This window comes from Cupriavidus sp. 05T41 (assembly GCF_056396525.1).
In genome coordinates this window covers 19,013-45,180 of record NZ_JBFTLQ010000033.1, presented here as the reverse complement: position 1 = coordinate 45,180, position 26,168 = coordinate 19,013, and the positions used below count along the sequence as shown (strand labels likewise).

Below are 26,168 nucleotides of genomic sequence, written 5' to 3'. Positions count from 1 at the left end.
AAGGAGACCATGCCATGCCCACCTATCTGCATTGCGCCCCGCCGCTGGCCCTGGCGGCCGCCCTCGGCACGCGCCGCGTGCCGGCCGGCCTGCTGCTCGCGGGCGTCGCCGCGAGCGTGCTGCCGGACCTGGACATGCTCAACGTCTGGTATGCCGGCGTGCGCTACGACACGGTGTTCGGCCACCGCGGCCTGACGCACTCGATCGGTTTSGCGCTGGCGCTCGGCCTGCTGGCCGCGCTGGCGGCGCGGCGCTGCGGCTGGCGGCGCGGAATCTCATTCCTGTTCGTGGCGGCAAGCGCCGTGTCGCACCCCATGCTGGACCTGCTCATGGACCGCGGCATCGGCGCCGCGCTGTTCTTCCCGCTCACGAGCCAGMGCGTGACTCTGCCCTGGCGGCCGCTGCCGCTGTCGCCGCCGGGTCTGTTCGGCGCTGCGCGCTTCTGGCTCGAATGCCTGTGGATCGGCCTGCCGCTGCTCGCMGCCGGTACGCTCGGCGCCAGCCTGCGGCGCTGGCTGGAGCGGGCCGGGCGCGCGCGGCATGGCGCGCCCGCACTCGTGGAATGAGTGCGGGGCATCCAGGTGCCCAGGTGCCTGAAGATGCAGGAAGATGCAGGAAGATGCGGCGGKAAAAACGGGAAGCCGCAGGCGGCTCAGCCCAGCAGCACGCGCAGCTGCGCTTCGGCGTTCTCGCTCGGCAGCTTGCGGAAGCCGCTCTTGGCGTAGCGGTGCCAGTGGCCCTGCACGGCGGCCATGATCAGCGCGGCGCGCACCGATACGTCGGCGTCCGCCGGGAAAGCGCCMTGGCTGATGGCGACCTTCAGGCACTGCCGCAGCGAGGCTTCGATGCGGTCGACCACCTGGTTGATGCGTTCCTGCAGGCGATCGTGCTCGCCAACCAGGGCCTCGCCGGTCAGCACGCGCGTCATGCCGGGATTCTTCTCGGCGAAGGAAAGCAGCATGCGCACGATGGCGTGCGCCTGGCGCAGGCCGTGCTCTTCCTGCGTGGTGATCTGGTTGATCAGGCCGAACACGGTCTGCTCGATAAAGCCGATCAGGCCTTCGAACATCTGCGCCTTGCTGGCGAAGTGGCGGTACAGCGCCGCCTCGGAGACGCTAAGCTTGGCGGCCAGCGCCGCGGTGGTGATCTTCTCGCCGCGCGGCACTTCCAGCATGCCGGCCAGTGTCTGCAGGATCTGCACCCGCCGCTCGCCCGGACGCGGGCGCTTGCGTGCCGGCGCCCCGTCGGCGCCCGCKCCTGGCCCGCCGGCGACTGCGGAGGCGCCCGGAGCGGCGCTCGAAGCGGCGCCCGACGGGCGCCCGTTGCTCTGCATCATKACCCGATTCCCCGCATTCTTTGTTTGAGTTGATGCATGGATTGTACTTTTACGTTCACATAGCCGGGACGATTTACGATGCGCGCGCGCACGCGCGGCAGCGAAGCCGGCTGCGCCTGCGGCGCGCTCGTGCCCGCCACGGAGGCGGCCGGCGGGTCCTGCGTCTCGGCCGCCACCAGCGTCACGCTGCGCTCCTGCGCGGCATGGCCGGCGTGCCGGCGGTCCTCKGCATCCAGCGTGCTGCGCAGCACGGCATCGCCGCTCGCGCCCGCCACCGCGGCGCCCGCCGGCAGCGGCACATCATGGGGGCGCGACGGCGCCAGCGTGCGCAGGTAGCCCGTCACCCATGCGGTGCGGATGCCCGTGCCGGCGTAGCGCTTGAGATGGGACAGCGTGTCTTCCACCAGCACCGCGCGGTGCGGCGCCACGCCCTCCTGGGCCAGCAGCCGGCGCAGCATGCGGCGGTCCGGCTTGGGCCGCAGGTGGCCGTGCACCCACATGTCCTCGACCGCGACCACGCGCTCGAAGCAGTGCCGGATGCCGGCCACGCGCATCACCGCGCGCGCGTATTCGGCAGGTGCATTGGTCACCAGGATCTTGCGCCCGGGCAGCCGGCGCAGGTGCGCGACCAGGCCGCGCCGCACGCGCACCATCTGCGCCAGTTCCGGGAAGTCGTGCGCGGCGCGCAGGAAGTCGGCCGGGTCCACGCCATGGTGGCGGATCATGCCGAGCAGCGTGGCACCGTAGCGCTGCCAGTACTTTACGCGCACCTCGCTGGCGGTGGCCTCGTCGCAGCCGATCACGCGCGCCACGTACGCCGTCATTAACTGGTTGATGGCGGGAAAGATCGCGTGCGAGGCGTCGTGCAGCGTGTTGTCGAGGTCGAACAACCAGACGGTGCGGCCGGAATTGTCGCCCGCGGGGCGGCGTCGGCGCGCACCGCGCAGGCTTCGGCGCGGGGGCGGTGTTGGTGTTGGCACGCGGGAAGGAGAGAGAGACCGGGTTGGCAGCGCGCGGCGCGCGCTGCCTGGGGACGCCGCTCTAGTGCGAGCGGATCATGGTGCCGAACGCCTGTTCGGTCAGGATTTCGAGCAGCAGCGAGTGTTCGATGCGGCCGTCGACGATGTGCACCGAATTGACGCCGCTCTTGGCCGCGTCCAACGCCGACGAGATCTTCGGCAGCATGCCGCCGGAGATGGTGCCGTCCGCGAACAGTTCCTCGATCTCGCGCGCCGACAGGTCGGTCAGCAGGTTGCCGGCCTTGTCCATCACGCCCGGGATGTTGGTCATCATGACCAGCTTCTCGGCCTTGAGGATCTCGGCCATCTTGCCAGCCACCACGTCGGCGTTGATGTTGTAGGCCTGGCCGTCGTCGGAKAAACCGATCGGCGAGATCACCGGGATGAAGGCGTCGTCCTGCAGCGCCTTGACCACGGCCGGGTTGATGGCCTCGATATCGCCCACGTAGCCGATGTCGATGAAGGCACCCGGGTTCTCGCGGTCCKGCATCTTCAGGCGCTTGGCGCGGATCAGGCCGCCGTCCTTGCCGGTCAGGCCCACGGCCTGGCCGCCGTACTGGTTGATCAGCATGACGATGTCCTGCTGGACTTCGCCGCCCAGCACCCATTCGACCACTTCCATGGTCTCTTCGTCGGTGACGCGCATGCCCTGGATGAATGTGCCGACCTTGCCGACCTTCTTCAGGGCCTCGTCGATCTGCGGGCCACCGCCGTGGACCACCACGGGGTTCATGCCGACCAGCTTGAGCAGGATCACGTCGCGCGCGAAGCCGTGCTTGAGCTTTTCCTCGGTCATGGCGTTGCCGCCGTACTTGACCACGATGGTCTTGCCGTGAAACTTACGGATATAKGGCAGCGCCTCGGCGAGGATTTCGGCCTTGAGGGCTGGGGCAATGGCGGCCACCGCGGTTGCGGCAGGCCCAGGGGTGTCGGCGTTCATGGCAAGGGACATCCGTGAGATTCAACAGGTATCATGGCGATTCTGACCTGCGGCAGGCAAGTGTTTCCGGGCTTTTTGCCCCGAACAAGCCACCTCCGGCCGCGGCAGGCGCCGATTTTACAAKAAACCGGGGCGCACGCGAACCAACGGGGGCACTGCGGGGGTGCAAGGCCGGTGCATGCGTCCTGCGGTGCACCATGGCGTTCCCTCTGCGCAACAGTCCGACGGCCGCGCGAGCACCACGCCACACAAGAACAGCGGCAAGACAACCATGAGCCTGCACCCGGACGAACTCAATGCCCTGCGTCCCCACCTGCTGCGCTTCGCGCGCCTGCAGCTGCGCGACGAGGCACTGGCCGAGGATACCGTGTCCGACACCCTGGTGGCCGCGCTCGAGCACCCCGAGCGCTTTTCCGGCCAGTCGGCGCTCAAGACCTACCTGATCGGCATCCTCAAGCACAAGATCATCGACACCCTGCGCAGCGGCCGGCGCGAGGTGCGCCTGGCGCTTGGCGGCGACGACGATGGCGAAGCGCAGTCGGACGTCGACGCCATGGACGCCCTGTTCACCAAGAATGGCCACTATCACACGCCGCCCTCCGACTGGGGCAACCCGGACCGCACACTGGAGCGGCGCGAGTTCTTCGAGATCCTGCAGCTGTGCGTCGACAAGCTGCCGGCCAAAATCGGCCGCATCTTCATGATGCGGGAATGGCTGGAGCTGGAAACCGAGGAAATCTGTCAGGAACTGGGCATCACCACGACCAATGCCTGGGTCATGCTCTACCGTGCCCGCATGCGCCTGCGCGAATGCCTGGAGCTGAACTGGTTCGGGCACAAGGCCTGACCGACCGAGACTGAGATGCCAGATACGCCACCCCGCGATCCCCTGCTGCCGAACTGCCGCGAAATCCACCGCCTGACGATGKAAGGCATGGACCGCCCGCTGAGCTKGATCGAGCGMGTGCGCATGCGGGCTCACCTTGCCATTTGCGACGCCTGCACCAATTTTTCGGCGCAGATGCGCCTGATGCGCACCGCCATGAGCCGGCTGGGCCGCGAGGACGAGCCCGACGAGCCGGGCTCCCGGCCATGAGCGACCCCGCCACCGTGCTCACCGGCCAGTTGCGCCCGGTCGAGCACTGCAGCGCCTGCGGTGCGAGCTTCGTGTGCGGCTACGCGGCCGGCCTGCCGCAGTGCTGGTGCGCCAGCGAGCCACTGCTGCCGGCACGGCGCATCGTGCCCGGCCACCATTGCCTGTGCCCGGATTGCCTGGCCCGGCGCCGCAAAGCCGCCGACGCCGGCTGATCAGCCGGCCGGCTGCGTCACGCGGTCGGCGGCCGGGCTGCCCGCATACTGCATCAGCGCCATCCCCAGCACCACCAGCAGCGCGCCGGCGGCCCGCCCCGGTGTGAGCGCGCGCACGGCGAAGCCGGCCACCCCGAACTGGTCCATCACCAGCGCCGCCACCATCTGCCCCGCCACCACGGCGGCGAGAAAGCCCCCCGCGCCCAGGCGCGGCGCCAGGATCAGCGCCGCCGTGATATAGAACACCCCCGCCACGCCGCCGGCCCACATCCAGGCCGGGCCGCGCGCGGCGGGCGCCAGCGCCGGCAAGGGCGCCTTGAGCAAGGCAGCACCGGCAGCACCACCGCCAGGCTGACCAGCAGCGAGGCCACGGTCGCCCACAGCGGATGTCCGAGGCTGCGGCCCAGCATCGCATTGGCGCCGGCCTGGAACGGGATGACCGCCCCGGCGGCCACGGCCACCAGGACAGGAAACAGGCCGGCGGCTAGCGGCGGCACGGCATTGAGACTGGACATCGCATCTCTCCCTCGGCTTCGATTCGATGTCTCAGTGTGAAATATTGCACGGCGAATTTCCAATTCTCGATTCATACGGTTAATATTCGCCCCATGAATGATCTACGTGCAATCGACCTGAACCTGCTGGTGGTGCTGGAAGCCCTGCTGGCCGAACGACATATTTCCCGCGCCGCCCTGCGGCTGCACCTGAGCCAGCCGGCCGTCAGCCATGCGCTGGGCCGCCTGCGCCAGTTGCTGGACGATCCGCTGCTGGTGCGCGGCCAGGGCGGACTGGTGCCCAGCGCGCGCGCCCACGAACTGGCCGGGCCGCTGGCCGAGGCGCTGGCGCAGGTGCGCATCCTGCTGGGGCCGTCGGGTTTCCAGCCGGCCACGGCGCGCCGCAGCTTCCGCCTGGCAATGTCCGACTACGGTGCGATGGCGCTGCTGCCCGGGCTGCTGCGCGCGGTGCGCAAGGCCGCGCCCGGCATCGACCTGGTCGTCACCCAGGCCAGCCGCGAAAGCATGGTGGCCAAGGTGGCGGACGGCGAGATCGACCTGGCGCTGGGCGTGTTCGAGCAACTGCCCGAAGGCGTGCGCGGCGCGGCGCTGTTCGATGAGTCTTATGCCTGCATGGTGGATGCGGCGACGGTGCGCGGCCMGGGCAAGCTGGACCAGGTGGCTTACCTGGCCCGCTCGCATGTGCTGGTGGCAACCCACAGCGAGCGCGTGGACGCCATCGACGCCGCCGTGGCCAAGATCGGCGGGCGGCGCAAGATCGCTTGCGTGCTGCCTCACTGGAGCGTGGCGCCGGCGCTGATTGCCGGCACCAACCTGGTCCTGACCACGGCGCGCCGCAGCCTGGCCGCCTTCGAGGAAGATGCGCGCTTCGCGGTGTTCGAACCGCCCTTCGCGCTCCCGGGCTTTGCCTTTACCCTGATCTGGCATGACCGCACCGAGGCCGATCCCGGCCATACCTGGCTGCGCGAGCGGGTGACGGCGGTCGCGGCCGGCGATGAGCCTGGCGACGCCATCAGCCTGCGGCGCTGACGCCGCGGCGCCCGGCCCCCCGGGCGCCAGGCCTCAGTGCTTGTGCTCGGCGTGCGCACCGGCGGCGGGGGCGCCTGCAGCCAGGTCGCGCACTTCGGCGTCGACCTTCTGCTCGATGACCTTGCCGCCCTGCTCGATCTTGAGCGTCAGCGGCACGGTATCGCCCTTCTTCAGCGGCGCCTTGAGGCCCATCAGCATCACGTGGTAGCCACCCGGCTTGAGTTCCACGTCCTGCATGCGGGGCAGGTCCAGCGCCCCCACCGCGCGCATGCGCATCACATTGCCGTCCATCTTCATCTCATGGACTTCGGCGGTGGCCGCGGCCGGCGTGCTCACGCCGACCAGCTTGGCCGGCTCGTGCGCATGCAAGGTCATGAAAACGCCGGTGGCGGTTTGCGCGGGCACCGTGCCGCGCGCCCAGGCGTTGCTGACATCGACCTGCGCGAAGGCCGCGCCCGAGCACAGCGCGGCGAGCAGGGCGGCGGGCACGGCCGCGAGGAATCTGGCTTGCATGGGAATCATCTCCACTGAACGGGTATTGGACTGCAAACGGATCATTAGACCATGCCCGCGGCGATGGCGATGGCGATGGCGATGGCGACGATGGCGGCACGTAACCGGGCAGTCTGGCAGCGGGCCCGCAGCGGGCCAATGCGGCAAGGTGTCGCACAGCGCAGGCCGGCCCTGCGTCGTTGTTAAACTCGCGGCATGGAATCCACTGCCGCCGTGCCGACCGGCCCGGCCACTMCCCGACCCGGCCCCCTGCGCCACAACCTGGTGAGCCTGCGCCGCCTGTTCTGGCTGCGCTGGGCCCTGCTGGGCGGCCAGGCCCTGCTGCTGGTGTCGTGCGAGGCGGTGGCAGGCGTGATCCTGCCCTACAGCCCGCTGCTGGCCATCCTCACGCTGCAGACGCTGTTCAACCTGCTGACCGGCCTGCGCCTGCGCCAGCAGCGCGGGCGCGGCGCGCGGCCCGGCGACGCCGAGCTGATGGGGCAGTTGCTGGTCGACCTGACCGCGCTGTCGGCCGCGCTGTTCTTCACCGGTGGCGCGACCAACCCCTTCGTCTCCTTCTACCTGCCCGGACTGGCCATCGCCGCGGCCATCCTGCCGTGGCGCCACGTGGTGGTGCTGGCCTTCTACGCGATGGCCTGTTACAGCCTGATGCTGGTCGAGTACGTGCCGCTGAACCTGTACAACCCGGACAACGCCATCAACTATCACCTGGCCGGAATGTGGCTCAATTTCGTGGTCAGCGCGACCATGATCGCGGTGTTCGTGGCGCGCCTGTCCAACGTGCTGCGCCAGCGCGATGCCGAGCTGAACCTTGCGCGCGAGCAGTTGCTGCGCGACGCGCGCATCGAGGCGCTCAACGACCAGGCCGCGGCGGTGGCCCACGAGATCGGCACGCCGCTGGCCACGCTGGCCGTGATCGCGGGCGAGCTGCGCGCCGATGCCGCGGACGCCCGGCTCGGCGTCACCCGGATCGGCGCCTACCTGCCCGACCTGCAGACCATGGAGCAGCAGCTCGAGCTGTGCAAGTCGATCCTGGCGCGCCTGCGCGACGACCACGAKACCGCCGCGCCCCAGCGCGTGGACGCATGGCTGGACGGCTTCGTGGAGCGCTGGCAGCTGCGCCACCCGCACGCGCGCCTGGAGGCCAGCGTCGTCGGCGAGGCTGCCGCGCAGCCGGTGGAAGCCGCCCGCGTCGGCCAGATCCTGACCATCCTGCTGGACAACGCCGCGCGCAGCCAGCTGGCCGCCGGCCACGAGCAGGTGCCGCTGCGGCTGGCCATTGCGCTGGAAGACGAGGGCGAGCAGCCCACGCTGACCTTCCGCGTCACCGACCGTGGCCTCGGCATCCCGCCCGCGCAGCGCGCGCGGCTGGGCGAAGCACCGATGACCAGCATGCACGGCGGCCAGGGCATCGGCGCCTACCTGGCGCAGAGCGCAGCGCTGCAGATGGGCGGCTGGCTGGCCTGGCACKACCATCACCAGGGCGGCACCGTAGCCGAGCTGCACTTGCCCGAGCCGGCCGCCGCGCCGCAGGATGTCCCTCCGATTGCCTCACCCATGACAACKACCCAGCCATGACCGACGCTTCCCACGATTCCGCCGCCGCCGAGCCGACCGGTCCCGGCAATGCCGCGCCCTTCCTGGTCGTCGACGACGATGCCGTGTTCGCCGGCGCGCTGGCGCGCGCGCTGACCCGCCGCGGCTATGCGGTGCAGATCGCGCACAACCGCGAGCAGGCGCTGGCGCTGGCCGCGCAGACGCCGTTCGCCTACATCACCCTGGACCTGCACCTGAGCGCGCCGCCCGAGGCCGGCAGCACCGCGCCGGCGGAATCGGGCCTGCACCTGGTCGGCCCGCTGCGGGCTGCGCTGCCCGATGCGCGGATCCTGGTGCTGACGGGCTACGCCAGCATCGCCACCGCGGTGGCGGCGGTCAAGCATGGCGCCGACGAGTACCTGGCCAAGCCGGCCAATGTGGATTCGATCCTGACCGCGCTGATGGCGGGGGTATCGGAGGACGCGGCCGAAGCCGCCATGGAAGAGCCCGTGCCGCTATCGGTGGCGCGCCTGGAGTGGGAGCATATCCAGCGCGTGCTGGCCGAGCACGACGGCAATATCTCGGCCACCGCGCGCGCGCTCAACATGCACCGGCGCACCTTGCAGCGCAAGCTGGGCAAGCGGCCCGTCTCGCGCTAGCGTGGCGCGGGCGCGCCGCCGGGAATCCCTGGCGGTGCGCCCGCTGCGCTCACAGGCGCAGCTGCACGTAATCCCACTCGAGGTCTTCGTCCCGCGCCGGCTGCTGCGCCAGGCGCAGCGCGTCGCTGGCATGGCGGTCGGCGCGCGAGCCGAGGTCCCCGGCCTGCACCGMCAGTTCGGCGGCCGGCGGCGTTGCCTCGGCGCGTGCCATGACGGCGTGCCGCAGCGCCGCGGGCTGCGCCGCCGCGCGGGGGGCCGGCGCGGCATCGGGACGTGCGCACAGGAACAGGGTCGCGGCAGCGATGCCGCCCAGCACTGCGAAGTAGGACAGTAGCTCGCGTTTCATTTCGGTCCTCCTGCCTGGTGGATTTCTCTGGTTGATGAAGACCGGCCTGCAGCAGTGGCATGCGGCCCTTGGGCGGGCCGGCGCAGAGGCCATGGACGCTGCCCGCATCGCCACACGCATCGTGGGAAAGCCCGCCGGCGGATATCCGGGCGGGAGTGCGGCGGGGGCGGCAACCGGCCGGCTGCGATCGTTCGATCGAGCCGGCCGCCACTTTGGCATCACATGGCAGTGCGTGCCAGTGCGCTTACCAATGCTTACCGTCCTTACCAGCGCGTGTCACGCTCCCATGCCTTCATTTCTTCCTCGACACGTTCCTTGGTATATCCGTACCGTTCCTGGATGCGGCCGGCAAGCTGGTCACGCTTGCCGTGGATCCGCGTGAGGTCGTCGTCGGTGAGCTCGCCCCACTTTTCCTTGATCTTGCCCTTGGCCTGGTCCCACTTGCCTTCGATCTGATCCCAGTTCATGTGTGCTCCTTGGTCGTGGATGTGGTCGTGGATGCAGTGGATATGCAGTGGATACGCGTACCTTGCGCATCGTCGCGGATCGCTCCGGACAGGCCCGATCCGCGTGACCGGCCCGCGGGCGMGGGCCGGTMACCTTTCACGCTTGATTCACGCTTACTTGGCGTACTTGGTCTTCACGTTGGCCTGGCACCTGTCCTTGGCATCGCCCGACATGGCATCGCACTTTTCCTTGTCGGCCTTGTAGGAGGCGTCCACGGTGTCCTTCTTGGCATCGCGGCGCGCTTCGGCCACGTCGGTGCTGGTGCCGGTGGCGGCGGCCTTGTCGACCTTGGCCACGCCCAGGGCCTGCTCGTGCGCGGCCTTGGCTTCCTTCACGCATACGTCCTTGTTGTTGCCCTTCTGGTCGTCGCACTTTTCCTTGGCGACGTCGTAGTCGCTGTCGGCCTTGGTCTTCTCGGCCTTGGCGCGCGCCTTGGCGGTGCCGTCGCGCGTGGCTTCGGCGTTGGCCTTGGCAACGTCCTGGTCGCGCTTGGCTTCCTTCACGCACACGTCCTTGGCGTTGTCCCTGAGGCTGTCGCACTGGGCCCGCGCGGCCTTGTAGTTGGCATTTGCCGTCTTCACGGCGGCGTCGTAGTCAGCCTTCGATCCCGGCGCACCCTGTGCCAGCGCGTAGCCAGCCGGGGCTGCAACCATCATCGAACACGCTACTGCAATCAGCCATTTCTTCATCATGTCATGCTCCTTTTCAGTGGCGGGATATCGTGGATGGCGTCCTGCCGCTGGCTCTGGCCGCCGGCGGTCCGCTCTTGCCCACACCGTATGAACAAGATTACGCAGCGGCACCGCCCGCAAGCAGGCGTGCGGCTCCGAAAGCCTCGTCAGACAATTCCCACACATGGTGCAACCTGCCTCGCGGGGCCCTGCGTCCCGGCGCCGCAGGGGCGGGGCGTACCATTGGCGCTAGACTGTTGCGCTTCCAAGGAGAACCAGATGACCGCATCCCGCCTGTTGCCCGCAGCTGCCGTMGTGCTTGCCGCGCTCGCCGCGAGCGCGGCCTCCCCCGCCTTCGCCCATATCGTGTTCGAGCAGAAGAGCGCTGCCGCCGGCAGCTATTTCAAGGGCGCGCTGATGGTGGGCCATGGCTGCAACGGCAGCGCGACAAGGGCCATCACGGTGACCATTCCCGAGAGCGTGCAGGGCGCGCACCCGCAGCCCAAGGCAGGCTGGCAGCTAGAGATCAAGCGCGCCGCGCTGGCCAGGCCCCGCAGCTCCCACGGCAAGACCGTGACCGAGGACGTGCGCACGGTGCGCTGGTTCGGCGGCTCGCTGGCCGACGCGCATTTCGATGAGTTCGTGATGCTGATGAAGCTGCCCGAGCAGGCGGGCAAGCTGTATTTCCCGGTGCTGCAGGAATGCGAGGACGGGAGCGCGGCGTGGACGCAGGTGCCGGCCGAGGGGCAGAGCCTGCATGAGCTGAAGACGCCGGCGGCGGAACTCGAGGTCGTGGCCCCCGCCGCGTCCGGGCATGCCGGGCACGCGCACTAGGCCCGAATGCAGATCGCCCCGCGCGGACACAGGTCCCGCGCGGGGCGATCGCCGGCCTCGATGGCCGGAACCATGGCTTACAGCACGTAGCGCGACAGGTCTTCGTTGCCGGCCAGGTCGCCGAGGCGCTCGTCCACGTAGGCCGCGTTGATGGTGACCGTCTCGCCGGACGACCTGGTGGCGTGGAAGGACAGATCTTCCAGCAGCCGCTCCATCACCGTGTAGAGGCGGCGCGCACCGATGTTCTCGACCTTTTCGTTGACCGAGAAGGCGATCTCCGCGAGGCGGCGGATGCCGTCCGGCGCGAACACCAGCTGGACCTGCTCGGTGGCGAGCAGCGCCTGGTATTGCTTGGTCAGGCTGGCGTCGGTCTGCGTCAGGATGGCTTCGAAATCGGATACCGACAGCGATTCCAGCTCGACGCGGATCGGGAAGCGGCCCTGCAGTTCCGGGATCAGGTCGCTGGGCTTGGAGAGGTGGAAGGCGCCGGAGGCAATGAACAGGATGTGATCGGTCTTGATCATGCCGTACTTGGTGTTGACCGTCGTGCCTTCGACCAGCGGCAGCAGGTCGCGCTGCACGCCCTGCCGCGAGACCTCGCCGCCGCCGACTTCGCTGCGGCTGGCGATCTTGTCGATCTCGTCCAGGAACACGATGCCGTTCTGCTCGACGTTGGCCACCGCCTTGTGCTTGACCTCTTCGTCGTTGAGCAGCTTGGACGCTTCCTCGTCGATCAGCAGCTTGAACGCTTCGTGCACCTTCATCTTGCGGCGCGCTTTCTTGCCCTGGCCGAGCCCGGCGAACATCGTGCGGATCTGCTCGGTCATGTCTTCCATGCCCGGAGGACCCATGATGTCCATGCTGGGGGCGCCKGCGGAAACCTCGAGCTCGATTTCCTTGTCGTCGAGCTGGCCTTCGCGCAGCTTCTTGCKGAACACCTGGCGGGTGTTGGAATCCTTTTCCTCGGGCTGGTTGAAGCCGATGTCGCGCGGCGGCGGCAGCAGCACGTCGAGCAGGCGGTCCTCGGCGGATTCCTCTGCCTTGGTGCGCACCTTCTTCATTTCGGATTCGCGCGCCTGCTTGACTGCCATCTCGGCGAGATCGCGCACGATGGTGTCGACGTCGCGGCCGACATAGCCCACCTCGGTGAACTTGGTCGCCTCGATCTTGATGAAGGGCGCGTCGGCCAGCTTGGCCAGGCGGCGCGCGATCTCGGTCTTGCCCACGCCGGTCGGCCCGATCATGAGGATGTTCTTCGGGGTGATTTCCTGGCGCAGGGGCTCTTCCACCTGCTGGCGGCGCCAGCGGTTTCGCAGCGCGACCGCCACCGCCTTCTTGGCCTTGTCCTGGCCGATGATGTGCTTGTCGAGTTCGGAAACGATTTCCGACGGGGTCATGGTATGCGACATGGTATCCGTTCAAGAAGGGACGGACCGGCGCGCGCCTGCGGGCAGCGCGGCCGGCCGACGCTTATTCCAGCGTCTCGATGACGAAATTGGTATTGGTGTAGATGCAGAGCTCGCCGGCGATGCCCAGCGACTTTTCAACGATATCCCTGGGGGCCAGTTCGGTGTTCTCCACCAGCGCCTTGGCGGCCGACTGGGCATAGGCGCCGCCCGAGCCGATCGCGGCGATGCCGCCCTCGGGGTCGAGCACGTCGCCGTTGCCGGTGATGACCAGCGTGGTGTCGCGGTCGGCGGTGATCAGCATGGCCTCGAGCCGGCGCAGCGCGCGGTCMGAGCGCCAGTCCTTGGCGAGATCGACGGCGGCGCGGGTCAGGTTGCCCTGGTATTTCTCCAGCTTGGCCTCGAAGCGGTCGAGCAGCGAGAACGCATCGGCKGTGCTGCCGGCGAAGCCGACCAGGACCTTGCCGTTGTAGATGCGGCGCACCTTGCGGGCGGTGCCCTTCATCACGATATTGCCCAGAGTGACCTGGCCGTCACCGCCCAGCGCAACCTGGTTGCCGCGCCGGACRCTGACGATGGTAGTGCCGTGATACTGTTCCATGATGCCTTCGCGTGAATATGCCTGGAGGCTACTTGGCGACGGGTGCCCACGAATTCAAGAGCCGCCGTGCGGGCCGTGCCACCCGGGCCGCCTGCCGGGCACGGGCACCAGACCAATATAGACGAGACACCCGCGGTGCCGCCAAGCGGCGGGCGGATGGCCGCGCGAAGCGGCAAGCAAAAAGGCCACGCTCACGCGTGGCCTTTTCATCATCCGGCGCTGGATTCAGCGCCTGGTCTCGCCGGATCGCGCCGCGAGATCAGTCGGCATAGACACCGGCCTTCTTGATGACCGGGGTCMACTTGTTGATTTCGGCCGTCAGGAGCGTCTTCAGCGAATCCGGCGTGGCGCGCGGGGCAGGCACGGCTTCCGCACCCAGTTCGGCCATCTTGGCGCGGAAGGTCGGGTCGGTCACGGCCTTCTGCAGCGCGGCGGACAGCTTGTCCACCACCGGCTTGGGCGTGCCCTTGGGCGCGTACATGGCGTGCCAGATCTTCACTTCCACGCCCGGCAGGCCTTGCTCGGCCGCGGTCGGGATGTCCTTGAAGGCTTCCACGCGGCGGCTCTGCATGGCGGCGTAGGGCTTGAGCGCGCCTGCCTTGAGCTGGCCGGCGATATTGGTGGTCTGGTCGCACATCAGGTTGACCTGGCCACCCAGGATGTCGGTCAGCGCCGGCGCCGTGCCCTTGTAGGGCACCGTGGTCAGCTCGGTCTGGATCGCGCTCTGGAACAGCAGGCCGCACAGGTGCGAGGCCGAGCCGATGCCGGCGTTGGCCAGCGACAGCTTGGCCGAATTGGCCTTGATGTACGGCAGCAGGTCCTTGAAGTTGCTCGGCGGCAGGGTCTTGTTGCCGACCATCACCATCGGCACGTCAGCGATCTCGCCCACCATTTCGAAATCCTTGAGGGGATCGAAACCGAGGTTGCGGTACAGCGCCGGCGCCGTCGACATGCCGATATGGTGGATCAGGATGGTGTAGCCGTCGTTCTTGGACTGCGCCACCTTCTTGGCACCGATGGTGCCGCCGGCGCCGCCGAGGTTCTCGATCACCATCGTGGTGCCCAGGTGCTTGGACATGATCATGACCAGCTCGCGCGCGACCTTGTCGGTCGGACCGCCCGCCGCGAACGGCACCACGGCAGACACTGGCTTGTTGCCCGGGAATTCCTGCGCCTGCGCGCCCGCATTTACGCCCATCACGCCAACCGCCAGCGCGGCCGCTACAAACTGTGCAACTCGTTTCATGCTTTTCTCCTGGATACCCGGCTCATTCCCATTCCACGCTGTCCCGGCCGGACCGGCGCGCGCCCTGTCGGGCGCCGCCGCTCCTGTGCCGCCGATCCTGTGCCGCCGACCCCGTCCGGAACGGCGGCGCCGACCATGGCGCAAGGCACAGCGTATGCGGYCCGCGGCAACCGCCGCGCAACCGGAGCGCAATGCTATCAATGTCGAAAAGTGTCAAATATCCGGAAAAACCCGGGAATACATTTTCATCACATCTTAACTTCACCGCTTCTCTCTTCACCGCTTCTGCATTTACGCGGCAACCTCCCTTCAGCAGAAGAAGTCCAGCATCTCACGCAGGAGGATCTCCGGCGCTTCCTCCGGAATGTAGTGACCGCACGGCACCTCGCCGCCGCTGACGTCGGCGGCGACCTCCTGCCAGAGCGAGAGCGGCTCGAAGCAGCGCGCCACCACGCCGTGCTCGCCCCACAGCACGCGCAGCGGGCCTGCCACGCGGCGGCCGTCGGACCGGTCGGCGCGGTCGTGATCCAGGTCGACCGTGGCCGCGGCGCGATAGTCCTCGCACATGGCGTGCACATGGGCCGGATCGCGCATGGCGGCAATGTAGGCAGCCATTGCATCGGGGACGAAGGGACTGGGGCCGGCCTGGCGCAGGCCCATCAGCTTCTTGAGATAGAACTCGGGCTCGGCATTGATCAGCGTTTCGGGAAACGGCGCCGGCTGGATCAGGAAGAACCAGTGCCAGTAGGCTGCGGCAAAGGCCATGCTGGTGCGCTCGTACATCGCCAGCGTGGGCGCAATGTCGAGCAGCATGGCGCGCGTGACGGCGCCCGGATGATCCATGCACAGGCGGTGCGCCACGCGCGCGCCGCGGTCGTGCGCGCACAGCGCGAAGCTGCCGAAGCCCAGGCGGGCCATCAGGTCCACCTGGTCCTGCGCCATGGTGCGCTTGCTGTAGTTCTCGTGGCCGGTGCTGCCCGGGGGCGCGTCGCTGGCGCCGTAGCCGCGCAGGTCGGTGGCGATGAMGGTGAAGCGGTCGGCCAGCGCTGGCGCCACCTTGTGCCAGATCAGGTGGCTTTGCGGATGGCCGTGCAACAGCAGCAAGGGCGGGCCCGAGCCGCCMTGCACGCCGGCGATGGTCACCTCGCCGACCTGCATGCGGAACGGCTMGAAATTGGGGAACAGCAGGGCACTGGCATCGTTCTGCATCTTCGGAGTCTCCTGGCGGATCTGCGTCAATTCATGCGCGGCAATGCGGCGGGCCGCCGGGCGCGAAGCCCTCCCGGGATGCGCGGCGCGGCCTGCTGCTGCCGATGATAGCCGCTCMCGGGACGCTGCCGGGGCAAGCCCGGCGCGAGACCGGCCAGCCACCGGAAGCGGCCTGTGCCGAAGCGCAGTTGACGCAACTGAATTGCATCAGTACGGGGGCTATGGTTAAATCGGCCCATGAGCAGCAGCCCCATCCCCAACCTGGCCACGCCTGCCGCAAGCATGGCGCCGGCGGCGGCCACCCTGGAAGCCGCCCACGAGCGCCTGCGCGAACTGGGCGCCCGCGTCACCCAGCCGCGCCTGGGCATCCTGGCCTGCCTGATGGAAAGCGACGAAGCGCTCACCCACCAGGCAGTGATCGACCGCATGCCGGCCGACGGCGAGGCGGTCGACCGCGTMACCGTCTACCGGGTGCTGGACTGGCTGGTCGAGCAGGGCCTGGCGCAAAAGCGCGCCGGCCACGACCGCGTATTCCGCTTCAGCCTGGTCGAGCACGAGGCCGCGCGCGCCCRGGTGCACCGGCAGCACAGCCACTTTCACTGCAACCGCTGCGACCGCACTTTCTGCCTGGATGGCGCCGGCGTGCCGGCCCAGTCGGCGCCCAGCGTGCCGAGCGGATTCGCCGTCGAGCACGTGGAGCTCACCGTCAACGGCGTCTGCGCCGAATGCGGCGCGCGCACACCCGGGCGCACCGGATGAGCTTGCGCACCGCTTGCCCGCACATGCCCCCGGCATCACCCCAAACAACACCGGCCCCGCGCACGCCAGGCCAGGCGGAATTCCCTTCCCGGAGAAAACAATGTCAAAACTGATCCCGGTCACCATCCTGACCGGCTTCCTCGGCAGCGGCAAGACCACCCTGCTCAAGCGCATCCTGAGCGAGCAGCACGGCATGAAGATCGCCGTGATCGAGAACGAGTTCGGCGAAGAAAACATCGACAACKAAATCCTCGTGCAGGATGGCCGCGAACAGATCGTGCAGATGAGCAACGGCTGCATCTGCTGCACCATCCGCGGCGACCTGGTGGCCGCGCTGTCGCAGCTTGTGACCCGGCGCGACGCCGGCGAGATCGATTTCGACCGCGTGGTGATCGAGACCACCGGCGTGGCCAACCCCGGCCCGGTGGCCCAGACCTTCTTCATGGACGACGAGATCGCCCAGCGCTACCTGCTGGACGCCGTGATCACCCTGGTAGACGCCAAGCACGCCCACCTGCAGCTCGACAAGCAGGAAGAAGCGCAGCGCCAGGTGGGCTTTGCCGATGCCATCTTCATCACCAAGGCGGACCTAGTGCCGGAAGCCGACATGGCCGATCTGCGCCACCGCCTGCTGCACATGAACCCGCGCGCGCCGGTGCGCACGGCGCATTTCGGCGAGGCGCCGATCGACACGATCTTCGACCTGCGCGGCTTCAACCTGAACKAAAAGCTGGAGATCGACCCCGATTTCCTGCGCGCCGAGGAGGAAGAGCACGAGCACGACCATGGGCACGACCACGCCCACGGCGACCAGTGCGCGGACGATTGCGGCCACGATCATGGCCACGGTCACCAGCACGACCACCACCACCATCACCATCACACCGACCGCATCGGCTCCTTCGTCTTCCGCAGCGACAAGCCGTTCAACTATGGCAAGCTGGAGGAGTTCCTGTCCGGCATCCTGTCGGTCTACGGCGAGCACCTGTTGCGCTACAAGGGCGTGCTGTACATGGACGCGGTCGACCGCAAGGTGGTGTTMCAGGGCGTGCACCAGCTCATGGGCAGCGATATCGGCGCCAAATGGGGCGACGAAACCCCCGGCACCAAGATGGTGTTCATCGGCGTGGACCTGCCCAAGGACGCCATCCTGAAGGGCCTGGCTACCTGCCTGGCCTGACCCCGCGGCGGGCGCCCAAGGCCTGCCCTGCCATCCCCCTCCGGCGAGGGGGGTGGGAACTCAGGGAAAACTCCCCCGCTTTTCCCCCATATCTCCAAAATTTTTGTTCAAGTACAATAGTCTGGATTTAGTGCGGGTTACGCAGCCTCGGTTGCGGCATCCGCGCAATGCAGGGCGGCGGTCGTCGTCAGCATGAGGCGGGCTGCCGGCAGGTGCGGTCGCAGTGCTTCGTGCGGGGACCGCCTTCCGCCCGGGGCACCCCTCCCGCGCCGACATCGACCGACGCGAGAAAGAGAGGTGTCCCATGGTAGCCGCAACGAAAACGAAAGAAAGCCGCAGCAAAAACGGTAGCGCTGCGGCCGAGACGCTGAAGGCGCGGCCCACCAAGGCTGCGCCTGCTCCCCGCGGCAGCACGGTGCACGCCGGTGCGGGCGAGGCCAAGGGAGGCACGCAAAGCAGCAAGAMTGCAGCCAGCCAGAGCGAAACGTCCGAGCCGCGCAAGCGGCAGGACACTGCACCCGAGCGGACCAAGACGCCGCCGGTCGCATCAACAAGAGAATCAGCAGCAACCATGAGCAGCAATAAACTTCTGACTGAAGCTGAAATCCTGAAGATGGGCGACAAGGATTACATGAACGAGGCGCAACTCGCCTTTTTCAAGAATCGCCTTGAGCAGCTGCGCGACGATATCCTGAAGAACGCCGATCAGACCACCGAGCACCTGCGTGAAACGGTGATCGTCCCGGATCCGGCTGACCGCGCCACCATCGAGGAAGAACACGCGCTCGAACTGCGCACGCGCGACCGCGAGCGCAAGCTGCTCAAGAAGGTCGAGCAATCACTGGCCCGCATCGAGTCCGGCGACTATGGCTGGTGCGAGGAAACCGGCGAGCCGATCGGCGTGCCGCGCCTGCTGGCGCGCCCCACCGCCACGCTCTCGCTGGAAGCCCAGCAGCGCAGGGAACTGCGCCAGAAGCTGTTCGGCGACTGAGCCGGCCCCGCCCCCCGCGCTCCCAGACGGCCCGGTTTTCCGGGCCGTTTTGCTTGGGACGCCGATTGGGGCGCCGATTGGGGCCCTGCTTGCGGCCCGCCGCCTTCCATGTTGCCCGGGCGGGCGCCAGCTTCCCGACACGCCGTTGTGGTGTCACAGTCACGGACCTATCATTAGGGACGGCAGGATTCGTGCGCCCCACGCGCCCGGAAGGCCCGGAACCTCCCGCTTTCTGATACAGTCGCAACTTTGTTGCAATAACACGCGCGCCTTCTCCCGGCGTGCCTTCCCGCCATGGCCGATCGCCTGCCCGTCACCGTGCTGTCCGGATTTCTCGGTGCCKGCAAGACCACCCTGCTCAACCACATCCTCGCCAACCGCGAAGGCAAGCGGGTGGCGGTGATCGTCAACGACCTGGCGGACGTGAACATCGACGCCCGGCTGGTCGGCGACGGCCTGGTGGCACAGGCTGGCGAGCGCCTGATCGAGCTGTCCAACGGCTGCATCTGCTGTACGCTGCGCGAGGACCTGCTCGCCGAGATCGGCAAGCTGGCGCGCGAAKGCCGCTTCGACTACCTGCTGGTGGAATCCACCGGCGTGGCCGAACCGCTGCCCGTCGCCGAAACCTTCACCTTCGAGGACGAGCAGGGCGTGGCGCTGGACAGCATCGCCCGCCTGGACACCATGGTCACGGTGGTCGACGCCGCGCATTTCCTGCAGGACTTCAACGAAGCCGATTTCCTCCAGGACCGCGGCCAGGCCCGCGACGAGGACGACGACCGCACCGTGGTGGACCTGCTGATCGAGCAGGTGGAATTCTGCGACGTGATCGTGCTCAACAAGCTCGACCTCGTCAGCGACACCGAACGCGCGCGCCTGACCGGCATCCTGCATTCGCTCAACCCGCGCGCGGCCATCGTGCCGGCCAGCTTCGGCAAGGTAGCGCTGGACAGCGTGCTCGACACCGGCCGCTTCGACTTCGACGCCGCCGCCGCCGCCCCCGGCTGGCTGGCCGAGCTGCGTGGCGAGCATGTGCCGGAAAGCGAGGCCTACGGCATCGGCAGCTTCGTCTACCGCCGCCGCCGCCCCCTGCACCCGCAGCGCTTCGCCGACCTGATCCACACCGAATGGCTGCGCGAGCACGGCAGCGTGCTGCGCTCCAAGGGCTTCTTCTGGCTGGCCACCCGCATGGACACGGCGGGCACCTGGGGCCAGGCCGGCGGCGTGTGCCGCCACGGCGGCGCCGGCGCCTGGTGGGCCGCGCTGGATGCGTCCGAATGGCCCGAGGAAGAAGACAGCCGCGCCGAGATCCAAGCCGACATGACCGTGGACGGCCAGCCCGCTCCCTTCGGCKACCGCCGCCAGGAACTGGTGCTGATCGGCCAGGACCTAGACCGCCCCGCGCTGGAAGCGCTGCTCGACGCCTGTCTGCTGACCGATGCCGAGATGGCGGGYGGCCCCGAAGCCTGGGCGAGCTACCCCGACCCGTTCCCGGCCTGGGAAGATGGCCTGGACGACGATCACGTGCATGGCGACGACTGCGGCTGCGATGACCACGGCCATGGCCATCATCACGGCCACGCGCATGGTCACGCGCATGGCCACGACGACGGGCACGGCGGGCATGGCCACTAAGCCTCTGCCTCMCTGGCAGCGCCTGCAGCGCCGCCGCGCGCATGGCCTCGGCCTGTGGCCGGCGTTGTGGCTGGCGCTATGCCTGCTGCTGTCCCAGCATGCCGGGCTGACCCACCGCATCCATCACGGCGGGCTGCTGTATGCGCCGGCGCTGGCCGGCGAGCGCGAAAGCGCCACGCACGAATTCCCGGCCGCCGTTGCCGCCGCCGCGGCCAGCGCGTCCGGACACGTGGCCCAGCCCGAACCCGACACCCCGCTGTCGCTCAAGCTGGCCGGGCACTTCTGCGTCCTGTTCGACGGCGCCACCGTGGCCGCAAGCCATTGCGGCACGCCGGCCCTGCCGGCGCTGACACACCTGCAATCCCCGCTGCCGCCAACCAAGGGCTGGCGCAAGCCTGACCTGCCGCCGGCCAGGCCCTTCCACTCGCGCGCGCCTCCGGCCGTCTCCGCTCTCGCCTGATTTCCGGGCCGCGGCAGCCATGCCGCCGCCCGTTCCCTGACGCAACGCGCCACGATCCGCAATCCGTGCCCGCCGCCGCCCGCGCCTTCCTGCCGCGCCGGGCAGCCCGAGGCACACGTGCGGGCGCCGGCGCCGCGCGCTCGACAGCATCCAAGAGCACCGCGAGCCATGTCTTACCGCCTCCAACAAGAATATTTCCTGCGGCGCACGCCGCTGGCCGCCGTCGTGGCCCTGATCGCCTCGGCCTCCACCTGCGCCCTGGCGCAGGGCACGCCTGCCGCTCCCGCCGCGCCGGCCACCTCCGCCACCGCTGCCCCTGCCGCCACCCCGGCAGCCGCGACCCTGCGCGAAGTGGTGGTCACCGCCAATCCGCTCGGCAGCGAGCTCACCGACCTGGTGGCGCCGGTCTCCAGCCTCGGCGGCGACGCCCTCGCCGTACGCCAGGCCAGCACGCTGGGCGAGACGCTGGACAAGCTGCCGGGCGTGTCCTCCAGTTATTTCGGCCCCAACGCCAGCCGCCCGATCATCCGCGGCCTGGACGGCGACCGCATCAAGGTGCTGCAGAACGGCGGCAGCACCATCGACGCCTCCACGCTTTCCAACGACCACGCGGTGCCGGTGGACCCGCTGGTGGCCGAGCGCATCGAAGTGGTACGCGGGCCGGCCGCGCTGATGTACGGCGGCAACGCCATCGGCGGCGTGGTCAACGTGATCGACAACCGCATCCCCAAGGAGCCGATCGAGGGCGTCAGCGGCACGGTGGACGCCAGCGCGACCGCCGGCGGCGACGGCGCGCGCGGCACCAGCGGGCTGGTCGAGGCCGGCAACGGGCAGTTCGCCGTCCACGCCGACGGCTTCGTGCGCAAGACCAGCGACCTGCGCATCCCCGGCTATGCGCGCAGCGCCAGCCTGCGCAACAGCCAGCCGCTGCCCGCAGGCGAATCCGAGGCCTACGGCCGCCTGCCCAACAGCAACGCACAGCAGCAAGGCGGCTCGCTGGGCGGCTCCTACACCTGGGTCGACGGCTTCGTCGGCGCCAACTACAGCGAGTACCACAACGAGTACGGCAMCCCGGCCGAGGACGACGTGCGCCTGCAGATGCGCCAGCAGCGCTTCGCGCTCGAGGGAGAAGCGCGCAACCTGGCCAACCAGACCGGCGGCTTCATCGAGTCGGTCAAGGGCAAGTTCAGCTATACCGACTACGAGCACAAGGAAATCGAGTCCGGCCAGACCGGCACCATCTTCAAGAACAACGGCTGGGACGCGCGCTTCGAAGCCAAGCATGCGCGCATCGGCAACATGACCGGCGTGATCGGCACCCAGTTCGGCTCGACACGCTTTTCGGCGCTGGGCGAGGAAGCCTTCGTGCCGAGCACCGACACCGACAACGCCGCCCTGTTCATCTTCGAGGAAATGCCGCTGACCGCCGACGGCGACCTCAAGCTCAACCTGGGCGGCCGCATGGACCACACCAGCGTCAAGGCACATGCCGACGGCAACGACCGCTTTTCCGACGCCAGCCGCAGCTTCAACGCCGGCAGCGCCTCGGCCGGCCTGCTCTACAAGCTGGCCCCGGCCTGGTCGCTGACCAGCAACCTGGCCTACACCGAGCGCGCTCCCACCTTCTACGAGCTCTACGCCAACGGCCCCCACGTGGCCACCGGCTCGTGGGAGCAAGGCGACCCCAACGCCGCCAAGGAACGCGCCACCTCGCTGGACCTGGGCCTGCGCTTCAAGTCCGGCCCGCACAGCGCCGGCATCTCTGGCTACTACAKCCGCTTCTCGAACTACCTGGCGCTGACCAATACCGGCACCGCGCGCGACGCGGAAGGCGATTTCGTGACGCCCGGCAGCGCCGGCGCGCTGCCGGTGATGCAGTACATGGGCGTGCCGGCCACGCTGTATGGATTCGAGGCCGAAGGCCGCGCGCGCGTGGCGCAGAAGCTGCTGACCGGCAGCGACACCGTCGACCTGGAAGCGCGCGCCGACTACGTGCACGGCGAGAACCGCGCCACCGGCGAGCCGCTGCCGCGCCTGTCGCCGCTGCGCCTGGGCGGCGCGATCGTCTACGGCGCGGGGCCCTGGGGCGCGCGCGCGGACGTGACCTACGCCGCGCGGCAATCGCGCGTGCCGGCCAACGACACGCCCACCGACGGCTATACCTTGCTCGGCCTGTCCATCACCTACAAGTTCAAGATGGCCGGCACCCAGACGCTGATCTACCTGCGCGGCGACAACCTGACCAACCAGGACGCCCGCAGTTCGACCTCGATCCTGCGCGACATCGCGCCGCTGGCGGGACGCAACGTCAAGATCGGCTTGCGCACCTCGTTCTGAGCGGCGGCGCAGGCCGCCCGCCTCAGGAAATGCCGTTGCAACCGTGCCGGGCAAACCCCGCGCGGCCACGCAAGCGTGCGAAGTACGCCGCCACCGCGGGATAGTCCGGGTGCGCCAGCGGCGTGGCGTACCACCGGTTGACCGAGAGGCCGAGCGGGATATCGGCGAGCGAGAAACTGCTGCCGGCGGCATAGCCGCCGGTGGCGGCGAGTTGCCGCTCGAGGATGCCCATGCAGCGCGACCAGCCTGCGACGGACGCCTCGACCAGCGCAGCGTCCTGATGCGCTGGCGACTGCCGCGCCAGTGCCATGAAGGCGTACCGCCAGGCGGGGTTCAGCTCCGACGCCTGCCAGTCGATCCACTGGTCGATGCGCGCGCGCACGCGCGGGGCGGCGGGATAGATGGCCGCGCCGCCGTATTGCGCCGCCAGGTAGCGGATGATGGCGTTCGACTCCCACAGCACGAAGCCGCCGTCGTCGAGCACGGGCACCATCGCGTTGGGATTGAGCGCCAGGAACGCCGGCGTATCGGTAGCGCGAAAGCCCGAGCCCCAGTCCTCGCGCTCAAAGGGCAGGCCAAGTTCGTCGCAGCACMACAGCACCTTGCGCACATTGATGGAGGAGGCCTTTCCCAGGATCTTCAGCATGGTCGTCGGGAGCTTGCAGTTGCATTKGCGGACAGCGCGGCTGCGCGCGCTGCATCCAATATACGGCCAGGCCGCCAGGCCGCACAGGGACAGTCGCGCCGATTCGCGGCAGGCCAGTCGCACCGCGCCCGTGCCTTGCCACGGTGAAAGCGCGGCAAGGCACGCGGAAAGAAGCACGCGCAGCGTGCATCGCCGCCTCGCCGCGGTGCATCCGGCGCTGCGGGTCGGCCCGCCTTGACACCCGCGCCGGCGAGTCCCGACAATGCCTCACCGCTCCAAGCCAACAGGGACCACCCGATGACCATCATCCGCCGCGCCCTTGGCGCCGCAGCACTCGCCACAAGCCTCGCCTGCGCATCGCTCTCCCCGTCCGCCATGGCCGCCGGGCTGACCATCGGCCTGTCCGGCGACATCACCTCGCTCGACCCGCACTATCACAACGTCACGCCCAATGCGAACGTGGCCGAGCACATGTTCGAAGCGCTGATCGCCAAGGACGAGAAGATGCGCTTCAAGCCCGCCCTGGCGCTGTCCTGGAAGCCGGTCGACGACACCACCTGGGAAATCAAGCTGCGCCCCGGCGTGAAATTCCACGACGGCAGCGAATTCACCTCGGCCGACGTGGTCTATTCGCTCAACCGCCCCGCCACCGTCAAGAACAGCCCCTCGCCGTACACCATCTACACCAAGGGCTTCAAGGACATCGTCGCGGTCGACAAGCTGACCGTGCGCATCACCACCAACGGGCCGTACCCGCTGGTGCCCAACGACCTCTCCACCATCTACATGGTGTCGAAGAAGGTCGCCGAGAATGCCACCGGCGACGACTTCAACAGCGGCCGCGCCATGGTCGGCACCGGGCCTTTCAAGTTCGTCAGCTTCCGCAAGGGCGACCGCATCGAGCTGGCCCGCAACGACAATTACTGGGGCAACAAGCCCGAGTGGGACACCGTCTCGCTGCGCATCCTCACCAGCGACGCCCCGCGCGTGGCCGCGCTGCTGGCCGGCGACGTGCAGGTCATCGAGAACGTGCCCACCTCGGATATCCGGAAGCTCTCCTCGGATCCGAACGTGAGCGTGTTCAAGGTGCCGACCTTCCGCATGATGTACCTGCACCTGGACAGCAACCGCGACGTCACGCCCTTCGCCGCCGACAAGGCCGGCAAGCCGCTCGCCAGGAACCCGCTCAAGGACCCGCGCGTGCGCGCGGCCATCTCGCATGCCATCTCGCGCCAGGCCATCGTCGAGCGCGTGATGGAAGGCGCCGCCGAGCCCACCGGCCAGCTGGTMAACTCCACGCTGTTCGGCTACGTGCCGTCGCTCAAGCCAGACACCTTCGACGCCKCCGCGGCCAGGAAGCTGCTGGCCGATGCCGGCTACCCGGACGGCTTCCAGCTTACCCTGCACGCGCCCAACAACCGCTACGTCAACGACGAGCAGGTGGCGCAGGCCATCGCCTCGATGCTCGCGCGCGTCGGCATCCAGACGCGCGTCGAAGCCATGCCGTCCGCCACCTTCTTCACGCGCGCCAACAAGCTCGACTTCTCCTTCATGCTGGCCGGCTGGGGCGCCGACACCGGCGAAGCCGGCTCCTCGCTCAAGTCATTGCTGGCCACCTACGATCCCGCCCGCGGCTGGGGCGCATCCAACCGCGGGCGCTACAGCAATGCCGCACTCGATGCCAAGCTGACCACCGCGCTGACCACCATCGACGACCGTGCGCGCGAGAAGCTGCTGCAGGAGGCGACCGAGGTCGGGATCAAGGACTATGGCGTGATCCCGCTGTATTTCCAGATCAATGTCTGGGCGGCCAGGAAGGGCTACAAGGTGGTGCCGAGGCAGGATGAACGGACCTACGCGTTCGCCATCACGAAGTAGCGCCTCACGCGGCGCCTGATTTCCGCGCGCTGCCGGCCTGGCCGGCAGCCTGGTACCACGGCGGTACMAGCGAGTACATTGCCGCCGCGCACGGTACCCCGTGCAGCACCAGCCGGTTGCGTGCGATGCATTCGAACTGCGCGCCGATCTTCTCCGCCACCGCGCGGCTGAGCACATTGTTCTCCGCGGCGACCACCTCGAGCCGCGTCAGCCCGAGCCGGTGGAATCCGTAGCAGGCCATCAGGTCGGCCGCGCGCGCGCCAAGCCCCTGGCGCTGGCGGCTCTGCCGTATCCAGTAGCCGAGGTTGCCGAAGTTGTAGTCGCGGTTGATCTGGTTGATGGAGACGCCGCCGTACAGCTCCCTGCCGTCCGGCGCGAACACGCCGATGTCATAGGCTTCGCCGGTGCCCATGGCTTCCGTGCACATGTCGAACCAGCTCTCGGCATCGCGCACGCTGTAGCTGGCGTGGCACCAGGGCATCCACTTGCCCACGGTGTCGAGCGATTCATGCACGGCCGCGACGAACTGCGGCACGTCGGTGTAGCGAAACGGACGAAGCTGGAAGCCCTGGCCGTGGAGCGCTTGCATGGTGTGTCCTCGCGTTCC

At 68.6% G+C, this 26,168-nt stretch carries 28 protein-coding genes and 1 pseudogene; 15 read left to right on the top strand and 14 right to left on the bottom strand.

Features of this window, described 5'->3' with window-relative positions; all coding sequences use genetic code 11:
- Positions 1–14: 14 nt before the first annotated feature.
- Positions 15–566, top strand: a complete 552-nt coding sequence (locus AC1DKV_RS20305; protein ID WP_477137861.1) for a metal-dependent hydrolase — start codon at positions 15–17, stop codon at positions 564–566.
- 86 nt (positions 567–652) lie between these two features.
- Here the strand turns inward: AC1DKV_RS20305 and slmA are convergent, their stop codons facing one another.
- The 3 genes from slmA to argB form a co-directional block, all read right to left on the bottom strand.
- A complete protein-coding gene (gene slmA / locus AC1DKV_RS20300; RefSeq protein WP_477137860.1) occupies positions 653–1,336 on the bottom strand; it encodes a nucleoid occlusion factor SlmA in 684 nt (227 codons plus the stop codon).
- Entirely contained in the window at positions 1,333–2,316 is a 984-nt protein-coding gene (locus AC1DKV_RS20295) for a pyrimidine 5'-nucleotidase (protein ID WP_477137859.1), read from the bottom strand. Before AC1DKV_RS20295 ends, slmA begins: the two co-directional genes overlap by 4 nt.
- Before the next feature lie 61 nt (positions 2,317–2,377).
- Positions 2,378–3,295 carry an acetylglutamate kinase gene (argB, locus tag AC1DKV_RS20290; protein ID WP_477137858.1) on the bottom strand — a complete coding sequence of 306 codons (918 nt, stop codon included), beginning with the start codon at positions 3,293–3,295 and terminating at the stop codon, positions 2,378–2,380.
- 271 nt (positions 3,296–3,566) lie between these two features.
- Here argB and AC1DKV_RS20285 point away from each other — a divergent pair, with 271 nt between their 5' ends.
- Genes AC1DKV_RS20285 through AC1DKV_RS20275 form a run of 3 tightly spaced genes read left to right on the top strand, consistent with a single transcriptional unit; the run spans position 3,567 to position 4,603 of the window.
- Positions 3,567–4,142: a sigma-70 family RNA polymerase sigma factor gene (locus tag AC1DKV_RS20285; RefSeq protein WP_441617471.1), complete on the top strand. Its 576-nt coding sequence runs from the start codon at positions 3,567–3,569 to the stop codon at positions 4,140–4,142.
- 15 nt (positions 4,143–4,157) lie between these two features.
- Positions 4,158–4,391 (top strand): zf-HC2 domain-containing protein, encoded by a 234-nt coding sequence (locus tag AC1DKV_RS20280; protein WP_477137857.1) that lies wholly within the window; start codon positions 4,158–4,160, stop codon positions 4,389–4,391.
- Positions 4,388–4,603 carry a cysteine-rich CWC family protein gene (locus tag AC1DKV_RS20275; RefSeq protein WP_441650131.1) on the top strand — a complete coding sequence of 72 codons (216 nt, stop codon included), beginning with the start codon at positions 4,388–4,390 and terminating at the stop codon, positions 4,601–4,603. The genes AC1DKV_RS20280 and AC1DKV_RS20275 overlap by 4 nt, the downstream gene beginning before the upstream one ends.
- Here AC1DKV_RS20275 and AC1DKV_RS20270 read toward each other — a convergent pair.
- A pseudogene (locus AC1DKV_RS20270) lies at positions 4,604–5,013 on the bottom strand (DMT family transporter). It lies immediately after the preceding gene.
- 198 nt (positions 5,014–5,211) lie between these two features.
- Between AC1DKV_RS20270 and AC1DKV_RS20265 the strand changes: the two are divergent.
- Positions 5,212–6,147, top strand: coding sequence for a LysR family transcriptional regulator (locus tag AC1DKV_RS20265; protein WP_477137856.1), 936 nt, complete (start codon positions 5,212–5,214; stop codon positions 6,145–6,147).
- A 33-nt stretch (positions 6,148–6,180) separates the two neighbouring features.
- Here the strand turns inward: AC1DKV_RS20265 and AC1DKV_RS20260 are convergent, their stop codons facing one another.
- A complete protein-coding gene (locus AC1DKV_RS20260) occupies positions 6,181–6,660 on the bottom strand; it encodes a copper chaperone PCu(A)C (RefSeq protein ID WP_441617461.1) in 480 nt (159 codons plus the stop codon).
- A gap of 195 nt (positions 6,661–6,855) precedes the next feature.
- Between AC1DKV_RS20260 and AC1DKV_RS20255 the strand changes: the two genes are divergently transcribed.
- On the top strand, positions 6,856–8,238 hold the full coding sequence (locus AC1DKV_RS20255; protein WP_477137855.1) for an ATP-binding protein: 1,383 nt from the start codon (positions 6,856–6,858) through the stop codon (positions 8,236–8,238).
- Positions 8,235–8,855 carry a response regulator transcription factor gene (locus tag AC1DKV_RS20250; protein WP_441617457.1) on the top strand — a complete coding sequence of 207 codons (621 nt, stop codon included), beginning with the start codon at positions 8,235–8,237 and terminating at the stop codon, positions 8,853–8,855. The genes AC1DKV_RS20255 and AC1DKV_RS20250 overlap by 4 nt, the downstream gene beginning before the upstream one ends.
- 49 nt (positions 8,856–8,904) lie before the next feature.
- Here the strand turns inward: AC1DKV_RS20250 and AC1DKV_RS20245 are convergent, their stop codons facing one another.
- The 3 genes from AC1DKV_RS20245 to AC1DKV_RS20235 form a co-directional block, all read right to left on the bottom strand.
- Positions 8,905–9,201 (bottom strand): hypothetical protein, encoded by a 297-nt coding sequence (locus AC1DKV_RS20245; RefSeq protein WP_477137854.1) that lies wholly within the window; start codon positions 9,199–9,201, stop codon positions 8,905–8,907.
- Between the two features lie 263 nt (positions 9,202–9,464).
- Complete coding sequence (locus AC1DKV_RS20240) at positions 9,465–9,668, bottom strand: CsbD family protein (RefSeq protein WP_441617453.1); 204 nt, start codon at positions 9,666–9,668, stop codon at positions 9,465–9,467.
- 153 nt (positions 9,669–9,821) lie between these two features.
- Positions 9,822–10,400 (bottom strand): hypothetical protein, encoded by a 579-nt coding sequence (locus AC1DKV_RS20235; RefSeq protein ID WP_441617451.1) that lies wholly within the window; start codon positions 10,398–10,400, stop codon positions 9,822–9,824.
- A 258-nt stretch (positions 10,401–10,658) separates the two neighbouring features.
- Between AC1DKV_RS20235 and AC1DKV_RS20230 the strand changes: the two genes are divergently transcribed.
- The gene (locus tag AC1DKV_RS20230; protein ID WP_441617449.1) at positions 10,659–11,213 is read left to right on the top strand and encodes a YcnI family copper-binding membrane protein; all 555 of its coding nucleotides are present in this window, start codon (positions 10,659–10,661) and stop codon (positions 11,211–11,213) included.
- A gap of 77 nt (positions 11,214–11,290) precedes the next feature.
- Here AC1DKV_RS20230 and hslU read toward each other — a convergent pair whose 3' ends face one another.
- From hslU to AC1DKV_RS20210, 4 genes are all read right to left on the bottom strand, one after another.
- Positions 11,291–12,622 (bottom strand): ATP-dependent protease ATPase subunit HslU, encoded by a 1,332-nt coding sequence (hslU, locus tag AC1DKV_RS20225; protein ID WP_477137853.1) that lies wholly within the window; start codon positions 12,620–12,622, stop codon positions 11,291–11,293.
- Between the two features lie 61 nt (positions 12,623–12,683).
- On the bottom strand, positions 12,684–13,220 hold the full coding sequence (gene hslV / locus AC1DKV_RS20220; RefSeq protein ID WP_441617445.1) for an ATP-dependent protease subunit HslV: 537 nt from the start codon (positions 13,218–13,220) through the stop codon (positions 12,684–12,686).
- Positions 13,221–13,479: 259 nt separating this feature from the next.
- The gene (locus AC1DKV_RS20215) at positions 13,480–14,466 is read right to left on the bottom strand and encodes a tripartite tricarboxylate transporter substrate-binding protein (RefSeq protein ID WP_477137852.1); all 987 of its coding nucleotides are present in this window, start codon (positions 14,464–14,466) and stop codon (positions 13,480–13,482) included.
- Positions 14,467–14,775: 309 nt separating this feature from the next.
- Complete coding sequence (locus AC1DKV_RS20210) at positions 14,776–15,675, bottom strand: alpha/beta fold hydrolase (protein WP_477137851.1); 900 nt, start codon at positions 15,673–15,675, stop codon at positions 14,776–14,778.
- 237 nt (positions 15,676–15,912) lie between these two features.
- Here AC1DKV_RS20210 and AC1DKV_RS20205 point away from each other — a divergent pair, with 237 nt between their 5' ends.
- The 6 genes from AC1DKV_RS20205 to AC1DKV_RS20180 all read left to right on the top strand — a co-directional run bounded on the left by AC1DKV_RS20205 (position 15,913) and on the right by AC1DKV_RS20180 (position 23,037).
- Positions 15,913–16,434, top strand: a complete 522-nt coding sequence (locus tag AC1DKV_RS20205; RefSeq protein WP_477137850.1) for a Fur family transcriptional regulator — start codon at positions 15,913–15,915, stop codon at positions 16,432–16,434.
- 100 nt (positions 16,435–16,534) lie between these two features.
- Positions 16,535–17,614: a CobW family GTP-binding protein gene (locus AC1DKV_RS20200; protein ID WP_477137849.1), complete on the top strand. Its 1,080-nt coding sequence runs from the start codon at positions 16,535–16,537 to the stop codon at positions 17,612–17,614.
- A gap of 304 nt (positions 17,615–17,918) precedes the next feature.
- Entirely contained in the window at positions 17,919–18,605 is a 687-nt protein-coding gene (gene dksA, locus AC1DKV_RS20195) for an RNA polymerase-binding protein DksA (protein WP_477137848.1), read from the top strand.
- 294 nt (positions 18,606–18,899) lie between these two features.
- Positions 18,900–20,240, top strand: a complete 1,341-nt coding sequence (gene zigA / locus AC1DKV_RS20190) for a zinc metallochaperone GTPase ZigA (protein WP_477137847.1) — start codon at positions 18,900–18,902, stop codon at positions 20,238–20,240.
- Positions 20,230–20,700 carry a hypothetical protein gene (locus tag AC1DKV_RS20185; RefSeq protein WP_477137846.1) on the top strand — a complete coding sequence of 157 codons (471 nt, stop codon included), beginning with the start codon at positions 20,230–20,232 and terminating at the stop codon, positions 20,698–20,700. The genes zigA and AC1DKV_RS20185 overlap by 11 nt, the downstream gene beginning before the upstream one ends.
- Positions 20,701–20,868: 168 nt before the next feature.
- Positions 20,869–23,037, top strand: coding sequence for a TonB-dependent receptor (locus AC1DKV_RS20180; protein ID WP_477137845.1), 2,169 nt, complete (start codon positions 20,869–20,871; stop codon positions 23,035–23,037).
- Positions 23,038–23,059: 22 nt separating this feature from the next.
- On the opposite strand, the gene AC1DKV_RS20175 is transcribed toward AC1DKV_RS20180, so the two are convergent.
- Positions 23,060–23,683 carry a glutathione S-transferase family protein gene (locus AC1DKV_RS20175; RefSeq protein ID WP_477137844.1) on the bottom strand — a complete coding sequence of 208 codons (624 nt, stop codon included), beginning with the start codon at positions 23,681–23,683 and terminating at the stop codon, positions 23,060–23,062.
- Positions 23,684–23,980: 297 nt separating this feature from the next.
- Here AC1DKV_RS20175 and AC1DKV_RS20170 point away from each other — a divergent pair, with 297 nt between their 5' ends.
- Entirely contained in the window at positions 23,981–25,561 is a 1,581-nt protein-coding gene (locus tag AC1DKV_RS20170) for an ABC transporter substrate-binding protein (protein WP_477137843.1), read from the top strand.
- A 4-nt stretch (positions 25,562–25,565) separates the two neighbouring features.
- Here the strand turns inward: AC1DKV_RS20170 and AC1DKV_RS20165 are convergent, their stop codons facing one another.
- A complete protein-coding gene (locus tag AC1DKV_RS20165) occupies positions 25,566–26,150 on the bottom strand; it encodes a GNAT family N-acetyltransferase (protein WP_441617425.1) in 585 nt (194 codons plus the stop codon).
- Between the last annotated feature and the right edge of the window lie 18 nt (positions 26,151–26,168).

Bases quoted from the DNA above. Each gene is read 5' to 3' on its own strand.
- AC1DKV_RS20260 (WP_441617461.1), bottom strand. From the start codon at position 6,660: ATGCAAGCCAGATTCCTCGCGGCCGTGCCCGCCGCCCTGCTCGCCGCG.
- AC1DKV_RS20285 (WP_441617471.1), top strand. From the start codon at position 3,567: ATGAGCCTGCACCCGGACGAACTCAATGCCCTGCGTCCCCACCTGCTG.
- AC1DKV_RS20235 (WP_441617451.1), bottom strand. From the start codon at position 10,400: ATGATGAAGAAATGGCTGATTGCAGTAGCGTGTTCGATGATGGTTGCA.
- AC1DKV_RS20275 (WP_441650131.1), top strand. From the start codon at position 4,388: ATGAGCGACCCCGCCACCGTGCTCACCGGCCAGTTGCGCCCGGTCGAG.
- AC1DKV_RS20240 (WP_441617453.1), bottom strand. From the start codon at position 9,668: ATGAACTGGGATCAGATCGAAGGCAAGTGGGACCAGGCCAAGGGCAAG.
- AC1DKV_RS20250 (WP_441617457.1), top strand. From the start codon at position 8,235: ATGACCGACGCTTCCCACGATTCCGCCGCCGCCGAGCCGACCGGTCCC.